The sequence below is a fragment of the Acinetobacter sp. 22301 genome, assembly GCF_052045285.1.
Lineage (GTDB): Bacteria > Pseudomonadota > Gammaproteobacteria > Pseudomonadales > Moraxellaceae > Acinetobacter > Acinetobacter pittii.
In genome coordinates this window covers 222,078-239,759 of record NZ_JBQEOR010000002.1, presented here as the reverse complement: position 1 = coordinate 239,759, position 17,682 = coordinate 222,078, and the positions used below count along the sequence as shown (strand labels likewise).

The 17,682-nt window shown below is 39.4% G+C and carries 20 protein-coding genes and 1 tRNA gene; 12 read left to right on the top strand and 9 right to left on the bottom strand.

Going from position 1 to position 17,682, the window contains the following annotated elements:
• The first annotated feature begins 63 nt into the window (after positions 1 to 63).
• Together ACTJJH_RS05385 and ACTJJH_RS05380 are read left to right on the top strand one after the other, a co-directional pair.
• On the top strand, positions 64 to 621 hold the full coding sequence (locus tag ACTJJH_RS05385; RefSeq protein ID WP_440600834.1) for an NAD(P)H-dependent oxidoreductase: 558 nt from the start codon (positions 64 to 66) through the stop codon (positions 619 to 621).
• A gap of 161 nt (positions 622 to 782) precedes the next feature.
• On the top strand, positions 783 to 1,241 hold the full coding sequence (locus tag ACTJJH_RS05380; protein ID WP_069141283.1) for a hypothetical protein: 459 nt from the start codon (positions 783 to 785) through the stop codon (positions 1,239 to 1,241).
• A 69-nt stretch (positions 1,242 to 1,310) separates the two neighbouring features.
• On the opposite strand, the gene ACTJJH_RS05375 is transcribed toward ACTJJH_RS05380, so the two are convergent.
• Positions 1,311 to 1,400: transfer RNA gene (locus tag ACTJJH_RS05375), tRNA-Ser, on the bottom strand.
• 118 nt (positions 1,401 to 1,518) lie between these two features.
• Between ACTJJH_RS05375 and ACTJJH_RS05370 the strand changes: the two genes are divergently transcribed.
• Entirely contained in the window at positions 1,519 to 3,396 is a 1,878-nt protein-coding gene (locus ACTJJH_RS05370; protein ID WP_044099756.1) for a potassium transporter Kup, read from the top strand.
• 57 nt (positions 3,397 to 3,453) lie between these two features.
• Here the strand turns inward: ACTJJH_RS05370 and ACTJJH_RS05365 are convergent, their stop codons facing one another.
• On the bottom strand, positions 3,454 to 3,897 hold the full coding sequence (locus ACTJJH_RS05365) for a hypothetical protein (protein WP_060465025.1): 444 nt from the start codon (positions 3,895 to 3,897) through the stop codon (positions 3,454 to 3,456).
• A gap of 255 nt (positions 3,898 to 4,152) precedes the next feature.
• Between ACTJJH_RS05365 and ACTJJH_RS05360 the strand changes: the two genes are divergently transcribed.
• The 3 genes from ACTJJH_RS05360 to ACTJJH_RS05350 all read left to right on the top strand — a co-directional run bounded on the left by ACTJJH_RS05360 (position 4,153) and on the right by ACTJJH_RS05350 (position 6,218).
• A complete protein-coding gene (locus ACTJJH_RS05360; RefSeq protein ID WP_440600833.1) occupies positions 4,153 to 5,232 on the top strand; it encodes a DNA/RNA non-specific endonuclease in 1,080 nt (359 codons plus the stop codon).
• A gap of 98 nt (positions 5,233 to 5,330) precedes the next feature.
• On the top strand, positions 5,331 to 5,930 hold the full coding sequence (locus tag ACTJJH_RS05355; protein WP_199997261.1) for a LysE family translocator: 600 nt from the start codon (positions 5,331 to 5,333) through the stop codon (positions 5,928 to 5,930).
• A gap of 45 nt (positions 5,931 to 5,975) precedes the next feature.
• Positions 5,976 to 6,218 (top strand): hypothetical protein, encoded by a 243-nt coding sequence (locus ACTJJH_RS05350; protein ID WP_440600832.1) that lies wholly within the window; start codon positions 5,976 to 5,978, stop codon positions 6,216 to 6,218.
• Positions 6,219 to 6,396: 178 nt separating this feature from the next.
• Here ACTJJH_RS05350 and aqpZ read toward each other — a convergent pair whose 3' ends face one another.
• The gene (aqpZ, locus tag ACTJJH_RS05345) at positions 6,397 to 7,086 is read right to left on the bottom strand and encodes an aquaporin Z (protein ID WP_001045987.1); all 690 of its coding nucleotides are present in this window, start codon (positions 7,084 to 7,086) and stop codon (positions 6,397 to 6,399) included.
• Positions 7,087 to 7,218: 132 nt separating this feature from the next.
• The gene (locus ACTJJH_RS05340; protein WP_440600831.1) at positions 7,219 to 8,223 is read right to left on the bottom strand and encodes an AraC family transcriptional regulator ligand-binding domain-containing protein; all 1,005 of its coding nucleotides are present in this window, start codon (positions 8,221 to 8,223) and stop codon (positions 7,219 to 7,221) included.
• Positions 8,224 to 8,332: 109 nt separating this feature from the next.
• On the opposite strand from ACTJJH_RS05340, the gene ACTJJH_RS05335 reads away from it, so the two are divergent.
• Complete coding sequence (locus tag ACTJJH_RS05335; RefSeq protein ID WP_068529534.1) at positions 8,333 to 8,971, top strand: hypothetical protein; 639 nt, start codon at positions 8,333 to 8,335, stop codon at positions 8,969 to 8,971.
• A 40-nt stretch (positions 8,972 to 9,011) separates the two neighbouring features.
• On the opposite strand, the gene hisF is transcribed toward ACTJJH_RS05335, so the two are convergent.
• Positions 9,012 to 9,770: an imidazole glycerol phosphate synthase subunit HisF gene (gene hisF, locus ACTJJH_RS05330; protein WP_000880078.1), complete on the bottom strand. Its 759-nt coding sequence runs from the start codon at positions 9,768 to 9,770 to the stop codon at positions 9,012 to 9,014.
• A 112-nt stretch (positions 9,771 to 9,882) separates the two neighbouring features.
• Between hisF and ACTJJH_RS05325 the strand changes: the two genes are divergently transcribed.
• Genes ACTJJH_RS05325 through ACTJJH_RS05315 form a run of 3 tightly spaced genes read left to right on the top strand, consistent with a single transcriptional unit; the run spans position 9,883 to position 11,907 of the window.
• Positions 9,883 to 10,833: a homoserine kinase gene (locus ACTJJH_RS05325; protein ID WP_440600830.1), complete on the top strand. Its 951-nt coding sequence runs from the start codon at positions 9,883 to 9,885 to the stop codon at positions 10,831 to 10,833.
• A 12-nt stretch (positions 10,834 to 10,845) separates the two neighbouring features.
• Positions 10,846 to 11,475, top strand: coding sequence for a DUF1294 domain-containing protein (locus ACTJJH_RS05320; RefSeq protein WP_440600829.1), 630 nt, complete (start codon positions 10,846 to 10,848; stop codon positions 11,473 to 11,475).
• Between the two features lie 36 nt (positions 11,476 to 11,511).
• Positions 11,512 to 11,907 carry a DUF4870 family protein gene (locus ACTJJH_RS05315; RefSeq protein WP_009391942.1) on the top strand — a complete coding sequence of 132 codons (396 nt, stop codon included), beginning with the start codon at positions 11,512 to 11,514 and terminating at the stop codon, positions 11,905 to 11,907.
• A 33-nt stretch (positions 11,908 to 11,940) separates the two neighbouring features.
• On the opposite strand, the gene ACTJJH_RS05310 is transcribed toward ACTJJH_RS05315, so the two are convergent.
• A complete protein-coding gene (locus ACTJJH_RS05310) occupies positions 11,941 to 12,843 on the bottom strand; it encodes a DMT family transporter (RefSeq protein WP_440600828.1) in 903 nt (300 codons plus the stop codon).
• A gap of 97 nt (positions 12,844 to 12,940) precedes the next feature.
• On the opposite strand from ACTJJH_RS05310, the gene ACTJJH_RS05305 reads away from it, so the two are divergent.
• The gene (locus ACTJJH_RS05305; RefSeq protein ID WP_320124355.1) at positions 12,941 to 13,492 is read left to right on the top strand and encodes a helix-turn-helix domain-containing protein; all 552 of its coding nucleotides are present in this window, start codon (positions 12,941 to 12,943) and stop codon (positions 13,490 to 13,492) included.
• A 206-nt stretch (positions 13,493 to 13,698) separates the two neighbouring features.
• Positions 13,699 to 15,390 carry an ATP-binding cassette domain-containing protein gene (locus tag ACTJJH_RS05300; protein WP_440600827.1) on the top strand — a complete coding sequence of 564 codons (1,692 nt, stop codon included), beginning with the start codon at positions 13,699 to 13,701 and terminating at the stop codon, positions 15,388 to 15,390.
• A gap of 53 nt (positions 15,391 to 15,443) precedes the next feature.
• Here ACTJJH_RS05300 and hisA read toward each other — a convergent pair whose 3' ends face one another.
• The 3 genes from hisA to ACTJJH_RS05285 all read right to left on the bottom strand — a co-directional run bounded on the left by hisA (position 15,444) and on the right by ACTJJH_RS05285 (position 17,546).
• Entirely contained in the window at positions 15,444 to 16,175 is a 732-nt protein-coding gene (gene hisA, locus ACTJJH_RS05295; protein ID WP_000905538.1) for a 1-(5-phosphoribosyl)-5-[(5-phosphoribosylamino)methylideneamino]imidazole-4-carboxamide isomerase, read from the bottom strand.
• A 94-nt stretch (positions 16,176 to 16,269) separates the two neighbouring features.
• Positions 16,270 to 16,911, bottom strand: a complete 642-nt coding sequence (locus ACTJJH_RS05290; protein ID WP_440600826.1) for a 3'-5' exonuclease — start codon at positions 16,909 to 16,911, stop codon at positions 16,270 to 16,272.
• Between the two features lie 86 nt (positions 16,912 to 16,997).
• Positions 16,998 to 17,546, bottom strand: a complete 549-nt coding sequence (locus ACTJJH_RS05285) for a DUF805 domain-containing protein (protein ID WP_206260555.1) — start codon at positions 17,544 to 17,546, stop codon at positions 16,998 to 17,000.
• Positions 17,547 to 17,682: the final 136 nt, after the last annotated feature.

The following is a 17,682-nucleotide window of genomic DNA, read 5'->3' as shown; positions in this document are numbered from 1 at the left end:
TATATTTAGGAAAGCACACTTCTATAATCGATTTATCTACTTTTCGATAAGAGTGTTTTCATAATGAAAAAGACATTAGTCATCGTTACGCACCCTCACATAGACCAGTCTGTTGTAAATAAAAGATGGGTGGAGGAATTAGAAAAACACCCAGACCAGTTTACGGTTCATCAAATTTATCAGGCCTACCCAGACGGGGTGATTGATGTTGCTAAAGAGCAAGCACTGGTCGAAGAACACGAAAATTTAGTTTTTCAATTTCCAGTATATTGGTTTAACTGTCCACCGCTTTTGAAACAATGGCTTGATGAAGTTTTGACTTATGGTTGGGCGTACGGTTCAACAGGCGACAAGCTTAAAAATAAGAAATTTATGTTGGCTGTATCTGCTGGTGTGAAAGAAAAAGTTTATTCAGAGTATGGTGAATACAAGCTTTCTTTAGAGCAGATTTTTACTCCATTTAAGCTAACAGCTTTATATGTTGGCGCGGACTACCAACCACTTCATGCATTTTATGGTTTAGATACAAACCCTTCAGAAGATGACGATGTTCCGACTCATCAAGACATCGAAAATAATGCGATTGAGTATGTTAAGAAGTTATTAGCGTTGTCTGAGTAAATTTAAAGAAGGGAAGGCCTGAACGGGTGAGTTTGGGTCTTTAATAATTGTACTTCTAAGAGAACTTGGACATTTTAAATAAGAATAGTAGAGTAGATTTTTAACATATTATTTTAATTATTTATTTAACACGGCATTTTAAAAATTAGAAAGGAAGCCAAATGCTAAAGTCTAGAATCTTTATAACTATCGGACTACTTCTTGCTGGACTATGTTTATTTGCAGCCTTTAAATCATACGAGAAAAAGGCTAACGCTGAAAAAGAACAAGCGAGTCGAGTTGCTATTTCCTTTTTTGATTCACTTTCAAATGGAGACGCAGCCGCAGCATATAAATATGTTTGGTTAGGCGAGAACTTAAATATTCGAAATGCTGAAATACCCCAAATTTATAAAGATTCAAAAGTTCTAGAAGTGCTAAAAGTTCGTTACGACTCAGCAAAAAATAGACCTGATTATTATCAACAATTTTATAAAATGATTTTACTCGTCATAAAGATAAAAACAGTACATGCAGATCTTGCTGGTAATCCTGCTGGAACCTATATTGTGTTTGTAACTGTTGTACAAAAAGATCCGAAATCTAATTGGCTTGTTACTGAGTTAGGTAGTGGGGCTTAATTGGGATAATAAAATATTTAGCCAATAAAAAAGACCTAAATCAAAATGATTTAGGTCTTTTTTGAATTCTGGCGGTGAGAGAGGGATTCGAACCCTCGATACGCGCAAACGTATACACACTTTCCAGGCGTGCTCCTTAAGCCACTCGGACACCTCACCAAGGCGTGCGATAGTAACTAAAAAAACGAGTCCTGCCAAGATTTAAGACGAGCATTACAGAAAAAAAATAATAGAGGTGATAAGATTGCGCTAAAAATCATATTGGTTTAATTACACAATGCAAAATACGGCCAAAAAAGCGACCTTGCCTGCCACGGCTTTGGCAGCTCTTGGAGTGGTCTTTGGAGACATCGGAACAAGTCCGCTCTATGCCTTGAAAGAATCCTTCCATGCAGCGCATGGGTTGGGAATTCAGCCTGAAAACGTATTAGGAATTTTATCTATTATTTTTTGGTGCTTAATGCTGATCATCAGCATCAAGTATGTCGCGATTGTCATGCGTGCAGACAACAACGGCGAAGGCGGGATCATGGCCTTACTCGCATTGAACTTACGTAAAGCCAAAATTGCCGACAACAAAAAAATCTACATGATTGCCATTGGTTTTATCGGTGCATCGCTGTTTTTTGGTGATGGTATTATTACCCCAGCCATTTCGGTATTGTCAGCCGTTGAAGGCCTGTCTATTGCCACCGATGTGTTTGACCCATTCATCATGCCGATTGCGATTACCATTATCATCTCTTTGTTTTTGGTGCAAAAACACGGTACGGCCTTTGTCGGTAAGTTTTTTGGCCCGATCACGATGGTATGGTTCTTATCTTTAGGATTATTAGGCCTTCACAGCGTCATTCAGACCCCTGTTGTGTTAGGCATGTTCAGTCCGCACTGGGCTATTCAGTTTATCTATCACCATCCAATCATGACATTCTTTGTGATGGGTGCTGTAGTGTTAACAGTAACAGGTGGTGAAGCACTTTATGCCGATATGGGACATTTCGGACCAGTGCCGATTCGTTTAGCTTGGTTCTTTGTGGTGTTGCCATGCTTGGTTTTAAACTACGCAGGACAGGGCGCATTATTACTCAGAGATCCAGCGGCAATTGAAAACCCGTTCTATTTATTGGTTCCGCAATGGGCACTTTACCCAATGATTATTATGGCAACCATGGCAACGGTAATTGCCTCTCAAGCTGTAATTTCTGGGGTGTTTTCTCTTGCGCGCCAAGCGATTCAATTGGGTTATTTACCACGTTTAAGTATTAAACATACGTCTGAGTCTGAAGAAGGCCAAATTTATATTCCTTTCTTAAACTGGTTACTTTTAATCGCAATTATTATCCTAATCTTGATCTTCAAAAGCAGTTCGAACCTTGCAAGTGCGTATGGCTTAGCTGTGACTTTGACGATGCTGTGTGACACGATTTTGGTTGCTGTATTTATCTATTCAGCTTGGAAGTGGAGCTTGCCAAAAGTGCTACTCCTGATTATTCCGTTCTTTGTTTTAGAGTCGGTATTGGTCGGTGCCACTTCACTTAAAATCTTGTCGGGCGGTTGGGTGCCATTACTCATTGGTGCGATTGCAGTTACCATCTTAATGACATGGAAACGTGGTCGTGAGCTTACTTTTGCTAAGCTTGAACATGACACTTTGGCTCTAGATTTGTTTGTGAAAAGTATTGGTAATAGCGTGCACTGGGTGCCGGGTGATGCAGTCTTTATGACAGGTACTCCGAACGTTGTGCCACATGCCATGCTGCATAACATCAAGCACAACAAGGTACTGCATCAGCGTAATATCTTGGTCACTGTAGTGATTGAAGATGTACCATTTGTTGCGCCAGAAGAGCGTATTACGACAGAAACTTTAGCTGAACATTTCTTCCGTATTAAAATCTTCTACGGTTTTAAAGATGAAATGAATGTACCAAAAGCACTGATGCAAGCCTATGAGCAGCTCGGTCTTGAATATGACTTAATGCACATCAGCTTCTTTATTTCGCGCGACCGTATTGTTCATTCGGTGGGCGATGGTATGTCTCCATGGAGAGAAAAACTGTTTATCTCTATGCAGCGTAATACCAGTCCGGTGAGTGACTTCTACCAGATTCCAACCAACCGTGTGGTTGAGTTAGGTAGTCAAATCGAAATATAAAAATTGATGTAATAAAAAAAACCAAGACATAAGTCTTGGTTTTTTTTATGGCTCTGATTATTGAGCTTGTTGCATAGGTGCATCTGCTGGTAAAGCACCGTCTTTTGCCATCGGGTCTGCCGACTGACTCGGATCTGCCGGAGGCGGTGGAGTGTTCGGATCTTGTGGCGCTGGAGGCGCTTGGTTCGGTGCAGGTGGTACTGCATCAGTTGGTGCTGCTGGTGGCGCAATTTCACCGCCTGCTGGAGGCGCTGGTGGAACGTCCGCAGGAATAGGAGCACCTGTAGGCGCTGCATTTGTTGGTGCAGCAGAAACTTGCTGTACTTGTCCGCTATTGACTAAATCGCTAATAGAGCCTGGTTGGCCATTTACGGTTGTGGTTACTTTTACTTTAGACAAACTTTCTAAAGTATCTCCTGGCTGGACTGCTGGCTCAGCCAAAGCGGCCATACTACATAATCCCGTGATTACGCCAATACCAATAATCTTTGAATGGATCATTAAGTGGACTCCGATTATATTTTTATCCAAATTTGTGGAGCTAACCATGTCATAAGCAATCAGTGTTTTTCAACGAAAGATACGCAATTGGCGCAATTCAATAGCCAAAGGCTCTCATAATTCCAACAGATTGTTACGTAATGGGTAATGGAGTTACAAAAAAGATGACCATGTTTTAACCATTTGAAAGATAAGAGATATACTTAAAAAAGCAGGATTGTTAAGCTGCGTGTGGACAGTGGTATTGATAGAAACATGGCAAGTAAAAAACGTAGTAAAGGTACAAACTCATTCTCTATAAGTCAGCATTTTGGCAAGATTATTCTTGCTTGTATTGCTGCGGGAAGTTTTGCGATTGCTTTTGGTAGTGAAAAGATTTCGCAGTGGTTTTCACCTTTAACGACTAACTCGACTTGTCTTAATCAGTTCTATCGAGAAGTTCCACCTGCTTTAAATAAAGATAGCCTAAAAAAAGACAGTTATCCGCTGTGTTTTAATGGGTTTAACGTTTTGTATTCAGGCATTTCTAAAACGCCGTTATGGTCGGCAGAGCATTTAAATGCAGAACGTTTGAGTACCAAAATTAAGCGTGAAGATAACTTCCATGAAGAAACCCGTGTTGCTCAAAGACATCGGGCACTGTTAAGTGACTATCGCGGTTCAGATTATGACCGAGGGCATATGGCGCCAAATGGTGATATGCCAAATAAAGAATCCCAATCTGATAGTTTCTCGCTCAGCAACATGGTGCCGCAAGCCCCTAAAAATAACCAAGAAGTATGGCGTAAGCTCGAAGAAGCGACCCGTGCTATTGCCACTAAACAAAAACAAGATGTTTATGTAGTGACAGGTCCTGTTTTTGAAGGCAAACGTCTTAAGACGATTGGGCAGGGTGTAATTGTACCAACCGCGGTTTATAAAGCGGTATATATGCCAAAAACTGGCGCGATCGGCGCTTACTACGCACCTAACAATAACTCTCTACAAGTGAAGGTTGTGAGTGTTTGCTACCTTGAGGAGCGTTTAGGCGTTAACCTGTTCCCGCAGTTAACCGAGCAACAAAAACGCAATGTCTATCGTCTACCTTTAACAGCGAGCCAAGTTAAGCCAAATCAAAAGCTAGACTATTTACACTGGGATGGTGAAAGTCAGTGTGAGCAAGACTTAAACGCTGACCAAATTCAAGCGCTACAAGACCAATTCAAAAAGCAAAAAACTGGTTCTTCGGAGCCAATGGAAGCAAAAGTTCCAACAATTGATGAAGAAACGAGAAAGGCGATTGTGAAACAACTGGTAGAAGCCTTAGTGAACTATTTCTTGCAAATAATGAAATAAGCAGTTTTTTTTGATTGTTATTGCAACACTGTAATTGAGTAAAATAGAATCCATAGACAGATCTGTCTATGGGTCTTATTTTAACAAGGACAATAACAATGTTTGCCTCGATGTTTCTTTTTTCATTTGCAATGTCTATTACCCCAGGGCCAGTAAATACTGTCATTTTATCGACCAGTTTAAATCACGGTTTAAAAAGATCGCTTCCCTATATTTCAGGCGCCACAATTGGTTTTACTCTGCTTTTAATTTTTATGGCATTTGGTCTTCAGAGTTTATTAACTCAGTTTCCTGTTGTATTAAAAATTCTTGCAGTTTGTGGAACGCTATTTGTTTGTTATATCGGGATTAAAATTATTCTTTCTGCTGCAAATATTTCTATTTCCAGTGTTCCTGTAGAGCAAATGATTATTCCTAATTTTAAAGATGGGTTCTTATTACAATGGTTGAATCCCAAAGCGTGGTTGGCTTGTGTGTCAGGCATTACCATGTTTACTAGCATTGAAAACCCGCAGTCGTTGCCGATCTTTATCGTTATTTATTTTTTCACTTGCTACGCGTGTTTGTTCTTTTGGGGGTTCTGTGGTGATAAATTTTCAGTGGTGCTCAATCAGGGCAACCGTTTGAAATATTTTAATATCTTGATGGGCGTTTTTTTAATTTTATCGGCTCTTTTAATTTTGATCGATTTTTTTTAAATTGATCGTATTACACTGTGAAGATATAACAACGAGATAAGACCTATGTTTAAACCATTTGAAAAGGGTACAGAGTCTTCATCAATTGAAGATTTAACATTAGAAAATGATGTCGATTGCATCAGCATTTACGGCAATTTGCAAATTACCAAAGACAAAGTCGGGTTAGAACAAGCAAAAGCCTTACAGAGCTTTTTAAACGAAGTGGTTGCGGCTTTGGAAAAAGAAGAATTGCCTGAGAAAATTGAACGTCCAGCTGAACAAGAAATTAATAATCCGTTTATGTAATAAATATATTTTATTCAATTTGCTATCGCGACGGCGGCACGGATGCCGCCTGTTTCACTGCGTTACATGGAAGTAACGTCAGTGAAACGAATGAGTTTTGTCACTTTTGCTCACTCAAAAGTGAGGCATTACCTATACAACTACAACTTGAGTGACCGTGGTATTTGCGGTCGTGCAGTTAATCCTTATCCCCAGCAACTACCTTATAAATAATTGCCCCAATCACCGCCCCTAAAATTGGTGCCACCCAGAACAACCACAACTGACTTAATGCAGCCGTTTCAGCAAAGAAGGCAACACCTGTACTACGTGCAGGGTTTACCGAAGTGTTCGTCACCGGAATACTGATTAAGTGAATGAGTGTTAAGCCCAAACCAATCGCAATAGGAGCGAAGCCAGCAGGTGCACGGCGATCAGTTGCACCTAAAATAATGATTAAGAAGAAAGCTGTAAGAACCACTTCAATAATGAAAGCAGAACCTAAGCCAAACTTGTTTGGTGATAAGTCACCAAAACCGTTGGTAGCAAAACCACCAACACCGCTAAAGCCCGCTTGGCCTTGAGCAATAATATAGAGAACAAATGCAGCAGCAGTCGCACCGACCACTTGAGCAACGATATAGGGAATTAAATCTTTAACATCGAAGCGGCCACCGACCCAAAGGCCAACACTTACCGCGGGATTAAAATGTCCACCTGAGATATGCCCTAGAGCATAAGCACCTGTGAGTACGGTTAAACCAAAGGCAAGGGCTACACCTGCAAAGCCAATACCAAGTTCAGGGAAAGCTGCGGCTAAAACTGCGCTACCACAACCACCAAAGACTAGCCAAAACGTACCTAGGAATTCAGCAAAATATTTATTCATTGTGATTACTCATCTATTGATGTATTTTTTAATTAGTGTGAAATATGTCACAAAAAATTAAGCATGTGACTATATGAAATTTTTGTTTTCAGTGTTGTTTTAATCAAGAAAAGATTTGTAAGTTTTGGTTGGTTATTCTTTGTCTAAAAATTGATCCCTCCATTGCTGGGGTGTTTGATTGGTCCAATGTTTAAATGCTCTTTGAAAGGCACTTTGTTCTGAATAACAAAGTAAAAGTGCGATCTCTTGTAAGCTTAAATGCGGGTCTTTTAGATACTCGGTTGCGAGCATAAATCGTACTTGCTGAACACGTTCCTGAAAGGTGGTGTTTTGTTGTTGTAAGTGTCGTTGGAGTTGTCGAACTGATAGGCCTAATTGAGCAGCAATATATTCAATTTGATATTGATTCTTTTGCAGCCCAGTCAAAATTGAATGCTGTAAACGCTGATCAAGTTGGGTCGAATTTGGTAATTGTTCTAAAAGTGCTTGTGCTTGCTGAACCAATAGTTGCTGCAACGTGTGGTCAGCGCTGCTAAGTGGCTTATTAATTTCTGTAATTGGAATGAGTAACTCTGTACGTGGCTGGCTAAAACGAACGGGACATTGAAAGTATTGTTCATAGACTCTGATATTTTTAGGGGCAGCATTTAAGAAACGTACTTCATGTAAATGCACGTCTTCATGAGACATAAAAAGACGTAAGAACTGAATCACCAACGCAATCGCGATTTCATCGGTAAGCTGGGTAGGGTGTAGCTCAGTCGCTTCCCAGCGAATAGAACCATATCTCCCTTGTAGCTCAACCACTAATGGGCTCCCGTCATAAATCAGACGGTGAAAATCATGATAGCGAATTAAGGCTTCACCTAAGTTGTCGCAAGAGAGCGCGAGGTAAGCAATAATCCCTAAGTGTTTGGGTTGCACATATTTGGCAATTTCTAGCCCTAAACCTGGCTTCGGGTCTAGTTTATAAATCACTTCTAATAGATCACGCCAAACGACGTAGTCAAAGCGTTCCAGATTTTGAATTTGTTCTAATTGTTCTGGAATAGCTAAATGATTGGCTTCGCAATAAGCTTTTAATAGATGTCCCAGCCCTCCATACACTGAGCCTGTATAATTCTTTAGTTGTGGCATCCCTAACCACCTCTTTCTTGTCGTGATTTGTCAATGAAACCATAAATTCTGGTCAATACCTAGCATAACGAATTTTATATTCTGAATAAAAAGAAAAAGGAGTTAGGTGATGTTAAAAGGGTTCATTGCAGGAATTGCGGTTGCAAATGCATTTGAATGGGTGGCGCATAAATATATATTGCATGGTGTACACCGTGCCGGAAAACCGCGCTATAGCCCAGTACCAAAAAGCATGGAATCTCATTGGGCACACCATCGTGAAGTCCGCAAACAACAATTTCATGATGATTGCTATGTTGAGGGCGTTGGTAACTGGCGAACAAAAAATGAGTTAATTTCGCTTGCTGTGGTGGCAACCGTTTCAAGCGCAATTTTCTATCCATTTTCAAAAGGCATGGCACTCGCAGCTTGGTACAGTGCTGGAAATTATTATTATATTCATCGCCGTGCACATTTAGAGCCTGACTGGGCAAAGCGTAAAATTCCATGGCATTACGACCACCACATGAACTCTAATCAAGACGCCAATTGGTGCGTAACCAAACCTTGGTTTGACTATGTAATGGGAACACGTGTGGTGTCTTCAGCAGATTTAAAAGAACAAAACCCTTCGGGTATTCGGTTGCCTACTTTATTTGCTAAACCGTTAACTCAAGCTGTAGAAAAAATCTTTCCAGCAAAATGGGTCGAGAAAAAAGAGAAGCCTCAACTGGTTAGTGACATAAATGCGGTAGATGGCGCTGCATAAAAATTAAAGGGGCATATTGCCCCTTTAATTATGATTAAGCTTACAAGCGCATTTCGATGCCTTGTTCAGCCAAATATTGTTTAGCTTCCGGAATCGTATATTGACCAAAGTGGAAAATACTTGCTGCCAATACTGCATCGGCACCACCTTGTAAAATACCATCTGCAAGGTGTTGTAAGTTACCTACACCGCCTGAAGCAATGGTTGGAATGGTAACGCGGTCATTAATAGCACGCATTAATGCAATATCGTAACCTGCTTTAGTACCGTCAGCATCCATACTAGTAATCAGTAACTCACCCGCACCGTAGTCAGCCATTTTTACAGCCCATTCAATGGCATCAATACCAGTTGGTTTACGGCCACCGTGAGTAAAGATTTCCCATTTGTTATCGCCAGTTTTTTTGGCATCAATCGCAACCACAATACATTGCGCGCCAAAGTGCTGAGAAGCTTCTTGAACAAATTCAGGGTTAAATACAGCAGCTGAGTTAATACTCACTTTGTCTGCACCTGCATTTAATAACGCACGAATATCTTCAACCTTACGTACACCACCACCGACAGTTAATGGCACAAATACAGTCTCGGCCATACGTTCAACAGTACGGTAAGTGGTATCGCGTCCATGATGTGTAGCGGTAATGTCTAAGAAAGTAATTTCGTCTGCACCTTGTTCGTTATAGCGACGTGCCACTTCAACAGGGTCGCCAGCATCACGAATATCGAGGAATTGAACGCCTTTAACTACGCGTCCGTTATCAACGTCTAGGCAAGGAATAATACGTTTAGCAAGCATAGCTTTTTCCAAAAATAATCGCCGTTGGTGAAAGTTCCTACACAGGCGCTACACCTTCATGGAGGGAAGAGGTATTCTATCAAACTTCACAGATGTTTTTTGCAGGTTTTCCATGTCGGTTTATACCCCGTTGAGTTTAGATGAAGTTCGCACCTTTGCTGCACCTTATGGATTAGAGGTGTTGGAGCTGAACCCAATTCAGGGAGGTATTCAAAACACCAATTATTTTTTGGTTGATGTAAACCGCAAACAATATGTACTCACCGTGTTTGAAGAGTTAGATGCACAAGGGGCGGGCGAACTTATTCCTGTACTTGAGCAATTAGGGACACATGATGTACCCGTTGCAGTGCCACTAAAACACAGCGGACAAGCGGTTCATGTTATTGCAGACAAGCCTGCACAAATTGCACCACGTTTAATGGGCCACCATCCCATGCAAACCACAGTAGCGCAAGTTGCAGCGATTGCAGATGCACAGGCGAAGTTACATGTGGCTTTACAAGACTTTCCACTTGAACGTGAGTATCGACGTGATCATCAATACTGGACAGGTGTTGCAGAGCAGCTTAAGCCAAATATGACTCAAGATGACCAAACTTTACTTGAGCAGGTCTATCAAGCCTTTAATGCGAAAACAGCGCAGTATTCAAACCGACCAACAGGTTTTATTCACTCTGATTTATTCCGCGACAATACTTTGTTTGAAGGTGAGCAATTACAAGGTATTCTAGATTTTTATGAGTTAAATCAAGATGAATTACTGTTTGATATTGCGATTACCATCAATGATTTTTGTACCGAATATCCAGCAGCGCATTTAAACTCAGACAAAGTCGCAGCTTACTTAGCGGTATACCAAAAAGTTCGTACGCTTACATCAGATGAGCTTGAGTGTTTAGATGTATTCTTGGCAATGGCAGCGTGCCGTTTTTGGTCAATGCGTTTGCAAGTTGCTCAAAAAAATAAAGAAGAAGGACGTACCGGCGATGACATTTTGCAAAAAGACCCGCAAGAAATGCGAGCAATGATGCAAGACCGTTTAAGTCATGTAAAAGCATAAAAGGGAATAAAGATGCGAGATCAGGGGCGCTTAGTCGAATGGTTCGACGAAAAAGGTTATGGCTTTATTCAGCCGGATGATGCTGAAAAAGAGCGAGTTTTTTTGCATATCAAAGATTTTGCACGCCCCGGACCTCGGCCAATTATTGGCTGTGCACTGGAATATCGGGTGATTCTCGATGAACGAGGCCGTTTTCGTGCTCAGCAGGTCACCTATTTAAAAGCATCTCAAACCCGAAAAGCGTCCAAGCCTGCAAAAGCAGAATCTTCTTTTCAAGCTAACCCTTGGTCTGCAATGCAAATGGGGATCGTGTTTTATTTCGTTTTAATGGGAATTATGAGCTTTATTCATATTATGCCAGCTTATACCTTGTTATTTGTTTTAATGATGAATGCCTTAAGTTATTGGCTCTATTCACAAGACAAAGAAGCCGCACAATTGGGTAATCGCCGTGTACCTGAACAAACATTGCACATTGTTAGCTTTTTAGGAGGTTGGCCAGCTGCATGGTGGGCACAACAAAAACTGAGACATAAAACACAAAAACAACCCTTTCGTAAGATTTATTTTTGTACCATATTCTTTCATTTACTTTTGATTTTGTGGCTAATTTCTCCCTTAAACGTATTGCGGGGCTCATAAAAGTAAATCGTTTTAATAAACTTGAGAGGTATAAAAATGAATAGTTCTATCGACCAAGATCCAAATCGTACTTTAACACTTATTTTATATGTACTTTATATTGTTGCCATTTTTACAGGCGGCTTACTTGCGGTTATTGCTTTAATTATTAACTACGTAAAACGTTCTGATGTACAAGGCTCGATTTTCGCGAGCCACTTTACATGGCAAATCAGAACATTCTGGTGGTATCTGGCTTGGAATATTATTGCCTTTCTGCCGTTTATTTTCCTGTTCTTTACGGGCGAAAATACTAATCTATTTGCAGGCGTTGCCGTTTCATCGACCGTATTCTGTGTGGGCGTAATTGGTGCTGCGTGGATCTGGATTGTATATCGTGCAATTCGCGGCTTGATTGCGCTAAATGATAACCGTCCGATGTATCAACCTTAATAAATAAAAAAGAGAGCGTTAAGCTCTCTTTTTTTATTCTCGAATTCTTTTATTTTTCTTAATTGGTAGCTTAATTTTTAACTCACTGACTAAAACACCTAAGACCACTAAAGCACCACCAAAAAGGGCAATCAATGGCAAACGCTCACCTGCAATTCGGCCAATAATGCCCGCCCAAACAGGTTCGCCTGCATAAATAATTGCAGCACGTGAAGGATCAACCACACGTTGAGCCCAGTTCATAACAAATTGAATGAGTGCACTCGCTAAACCTAACGCAATAGCAATCAGTACTAGGGGCCATGAAAATGCTGGAATCGTATGTTCACCCACCACAGGCATGATAGCGAAAGAAAGTAGAGAAGCGACACCAAGTTGAATGATTGTGACGCGGCGTAAATTTACCTTTCCAGCAAAGTAACTAATAAAAATAATTTCTAAAGCAATCGCAAAGGCACCCAGGATTGTTAAAAGCTGCCCAAGACTTAAGGAAATTTGTTCAAAACCATTGCCCGTCAATAAAACAAGGCCGGCAAAGGCAAGAGCGGCTCCCACCCAAGTCATGATATGGGGAGTTTTTCTAAAGATGAGCCACATTAAAATAGGAACAAGCGGAACGTATAGCGCTGTTAAAAATGCTGATTCACTACTCGGAATGGTTTGTAGACCAATAGTCTGGGTACCGTAGCCTGCCGCAATCACAAGGCCAATCACACTACCAGCGCCTAAATCTTTTAAAGTGACACCTTTCATACTTTTTAATGAAATAAGAAGCAAAGTAAGAGCCGCTACAGCAAAACGACAGCCTACAAAAAACATAGGTGATGCAAAATTCAGCGCATACTGCACAGTAAGGAATGTTCCTCCCCAAATGATCGTAATCAAAATGAGGGCTAACTGTGGGGCTTTGCTTGAACTCAGAGAAATTGGCGACATACTCAAATTAACATAAATTGTGCAATATACTGCACATATTGCGCTATTCTTGTATTTTGTGCAATATATTGCTCAAATTTTCTTGCTAATCCATTTTATGAGCCAGTCGAATACCGTTTTACAGCACGTAGGCACAAATATTCGTTCATTAAGAGATGAGCGAGATTTGAGTCAACAAGATTTGGCAGATCAGGCAGGTGTGAGTAGACGAACCATTGCTGCTTTGGAAACAGGGCAGGTCAATATTAGTTTGGCTAAACTCGATGCGATTGCAGCAGTGTTGGGTGTGGATTTTAAAACGATTGTGAGTGCACCTGAGCATAAAGAACATGCTGTAGTAAATGCACTCGCTTGGCAGGGTGAAGATGAAGAAAGTAAAGCAACCTTGCTCGCTTCAGTTCCATCTCGTTCCCAAGTTGAGCTTTGGATATGGTCTTTGGCAGTGGGAGAGTCTTACGTGGCGGAAGCAGATGCAGACGGATGGCAGGAAATTATTTACGTATTAGAAGGTGAGTTGACCATACAATTTACTGACAGCAAAAGAATAATACCAGCTGGTTCATCTTTTATTTTTGAAAGTTCTGTTACTTATACCTATATCAATAGTGGTAACCAAGTGCTTAAATTTACTCGTAATGTGGTGTATTGATTTGGAATTTAAGCTTTTTAATAAAATGTATGTTTTTAAAATTTATGCAGTTCATTGAAGACATATATGATGCATATGACCTATCTTAAAAACCTGTGAATTCAATTTAAACAAAAAATATGAATAAGAATAAATAAGGCAAGTTATGATATTTCGTGTGTAATGAAATTATTTTTAACTCGTTTTAATAGAAAAAAGATACAGAAATGAAGTTCTTATTAAGTTCACAAGATATTCAAAACTATAAATTTTTATGGCAGGTTTCTAAAGAAAATTATAAGAAGCAAAAAGGTAGTATGTTTCTCATGTTTTTATTAGTAATGTTTACAGCATTCTTTACGACATTATTGCCATACCTATTAAAAATTATTATTGATTACTCTGCACAGGCATATAACTTTCCACTAGATATTCGACTTCCATTTAATTTCTTATATCTAATCGTACTCGCTTATGCTGCAGCATGGTTAGCGAATGAGTTATGTAATTGGACGAAAAATATTTTTAGTGCTTATTTGATGGTTGATTTCAAAGGAGCATTAATTTTTGCGGGGTTAAAAAGTTATTTAAATCTTAAAAAAGATGAGCAAGATCAAATTGAAGCTGGAACAGTCATCAGTGATCTTGCAAGAGGAAGTTCTGCTTTTGGTGAGATAAATTTAACGTTACTGCTTCATTTGGGGCCAATCATTTTTCAATTGGTTATGATCTTTGCAGTTTTATTTACAACTATTAGCTTACTTTTTAGTATCAGTTTTTTATTGGTAGCTATCGTTATTTTTTTAGTTTCCTTTCATATAAATAAAACAAGCAGTTCTTTATTCGATTCGATGTATCAACAAGATAATCAGGTAAATAGCCATTTGATACATCAGATTTCAAATTCATATGAAATTAAAGTAAAAAATGCAGTACCGTTTCAATTGTCAAAATTTAATACCACATTAGACTCATTCATCAAAACAGCTAAAGATAGGAATAAAAAAATAGGGCTATTGATGATTTCTCAATTGTTCCTGATCTTTTTGTTTTTACTCTTTTTTATGTTATTTACAGTCTTTCTTTCAACTGAAAAGCAGCTTACACCGGGTGCTTTCGTATTGATAAGTACTTATATTATTCAACTCACCAATCCATTTTTAGCGGTTTCTCAAAGCTTGATGCGTTTAAATGGTAACTTTGTCGCCTTAGCAAAATATCGAAAATACTTTAATCTCGATAAAGAAAATTATACGCATTCTATCGTTCAAGACTCCAACGTTCTCTTTCAATTTATAAATGCTAAATTTTTACTTGGGAAAAGAGCCGTAGATCATTTTAATTTAACAATATTAGCCAATAAAACGTATGTCGTGATTGGGCCAACTGGCTTGGGAAAGACTTCTCTAATGAATTATTTAATGGGTGTCTATCAGATTCAATCAGGGCAGCTTTGCTATAAGAATATTGATATTAGCCAAAATTTCTCTAAATATATTTTTGATGAGGTTGTTTACGTTGCACAGCAACCAGTTATTTTCCCTTATTCCCTTAGAGATAATTTAGTTTATAACTCCTCACACATATATGAGGATTCTTACTTACTTCAGATGCTTGATCAATTTAATCTATTACATATTTTGAAAAAGCATCAACTAACGCTCGATGATGATTTAACTGAAATTTATAAGAATTTTTCAGGAGGAGAAAAGCAAAGAATTTGCATTCTTCGAGGTCTTTTAGCTCGCCCGCAGCTCATCATCCTAGACGAACCGACTGCCGCCTTGGATGTAGATACTGCAAAAAATATACTTGAATATATTCAGCAGGTTGTTCCATCTGTAATCATGATTACGCATTCACCCTATGCGATGGAAATTGCGGATGAGGTAATCGATTTAGAAAAGTTATTAAACTAAAGATAATCAAAAATAAAAAAGAGCCTAATCAGGCTCTTTTTACATCTTAAAAATTAAAGACGGTTTTCATCCAACAAAAGCTGAGCTTCACGAAGGTTTAAAGTACCTTCATAAATTGCGCGGCCTGTGATCGCGCCTAAAATGCCCGGTTGGCCTTTTAAGTTACGAACGTCATCAAGGTTGGTAACACCACCTGAAGCAATTACTGGTAAGCCTGAGTACTGAGCCAAGTTTACAGTTTGCTCAACATTTACACCTTGCATCATGCCGTCACGAGCAATGTCTGTATAAACAATGCTAGACACGCCTGCATCTGCAAAGCGTTTCGCTAAATCAGTTGCTTTCACATCAGTAACGTTTGCCCAACCGTCAGTTGCAACCATACCATTCATGGCATCAATACCAACAATGATGTGGCCTGCAAAACGTTTACAAGCTTCTTCTACAAATTCAGGTTCTTGAACAGCTTTAGTGCCGATAATGACAAAAGTCACGCCAGCTTCTAAATAGTGTTCAATCGTTTCTAATGAGCGAATACCACCACCAATTTGAATTGGTAATTCTGGCTGAGCTTTAGCAATCGCTTCAACAACAGGTTTATGAATTGGAGTACCTGCGAAAGCGCCATTCAAATCAACCAAATGCAAACGGCGCGCACCTTCATTTACCCAATGCTGGGCAGTTGCAACCGGATCGTCAGAGAAAACGGTATCGTCTTCCATACGCCCTTGTTTTAAACGCACACATTTACCATCTTTCAGGTCAATTGCTGGAATGATTAGCATGCTTTCGCTCCTTGCTTCATCATGTTTATGAAATTGTGCACATCTTAGCAAAGTATTGATCAATCGCTAAGCCTTAGAAAAGACTTTTATTACTTTACGCTTGAAGTGCGGTTTGAATAGTTTGTGAAATGTGAGCGGGTAATAGATTTTGGTTTCTGAGCTCTTCAAATACGAGTAATGCAGCATAAGCATCAGCGGCGGCATAATTTATTTGCTGAGATGTAAGTGGCTTTCGTGCCCAGTTTGAAGTTCCAACTTTTTTCGACTTTGCCAGATATTGTCCAAACAACAGTGCCACCGCTTTTTGTAAGCCCATTTGCTGTTTAAAACCAAAGTGACTAAATCCTTTGGCAAGGTCCACACAACTTTCTAGCTCTATACCTTTTTTATGAAAAATATGCTTATCATTTTTAAGGCCAAAACCGACTTTAATTTGCTTCTGGTTAGATAAAATGGGCTGCAAGAATTTTAAAGTCGATGAATTGACATGAAATAAATAGGCTTTTTGTATTGTAGCAAGTTGAATTAAGTGTGGCCCAGTTGAGATTTCACCCACTTTAAATGTAGGTTTAGACTCAGAATCAAATCCCAAAATTGCAGCGTTTTTTAATTCTTCTTCAATACTTTTGCATTGCTCAATATTTTCAATCACCACAATATTATGGTGGTTAAGATTTTCAAAAGGAGGAAGCTGCTGAATGGAGGCTTTATCAAGGAGGGCAACGGCTTCGGACATATTTAACAGCGTACAAAAGAATTGGGCTATTCACTTTATATATGAATAAAGCCTAGAGAACTAGGCTTTATGAATGTCTTTAAAAATTATTGAGACTGAGAAGGTGTACCAATGACCACACTTTCACTTTTCTCGACATAGCCTTCATAGGTCGGAGACATGATTGTGGCAACGACAGCAAAAACCAAAGCAAGTGGAATTAGGATAATATAAATCCAGCCTAAAACGCGCTCCCAACCAGGGGTAGGGCGCTGTGGGCCGTAATCATTATTGCCTTCTGTACCTTTTGCTGCAAAGAGATAAATCATAAAAATCAGGTTTACGGCGGGGATCAGCATCAGTAATGATAGCCATCCTGTATTATTACGGTCGTGCAAGCGGCGGATTGTAAATACAAAACTTACATAGAGGCAAACAATATAAAGAATGCCGATAACAATCATGCCTGCCGTAGAAAGACCCGTTAGTTCCTGACTAGATGTAAACCCAAAAGTAAAAGCGATGATGACAACGGCGATACCGATGACGAGTGAAAATAAGAATGTCCAAGCAGCATAAGAGAGTCGCCCAAAACGACCACTAGCTTTAAAGGGGGAATCGTGTTGAAGTGGCTGATTTTCAAAAGGTGAATTCATTTTGTTTTCCTGATCATTTGGTTTTATTTAAAAGTATAAATATTCAATATTTTGTTGAATAAAACATCATTCTATAAATGATTAGTTGTTATTGTAAATAAAAAAAAGATCAGGCCATCTCGACCTGATCTTTTTC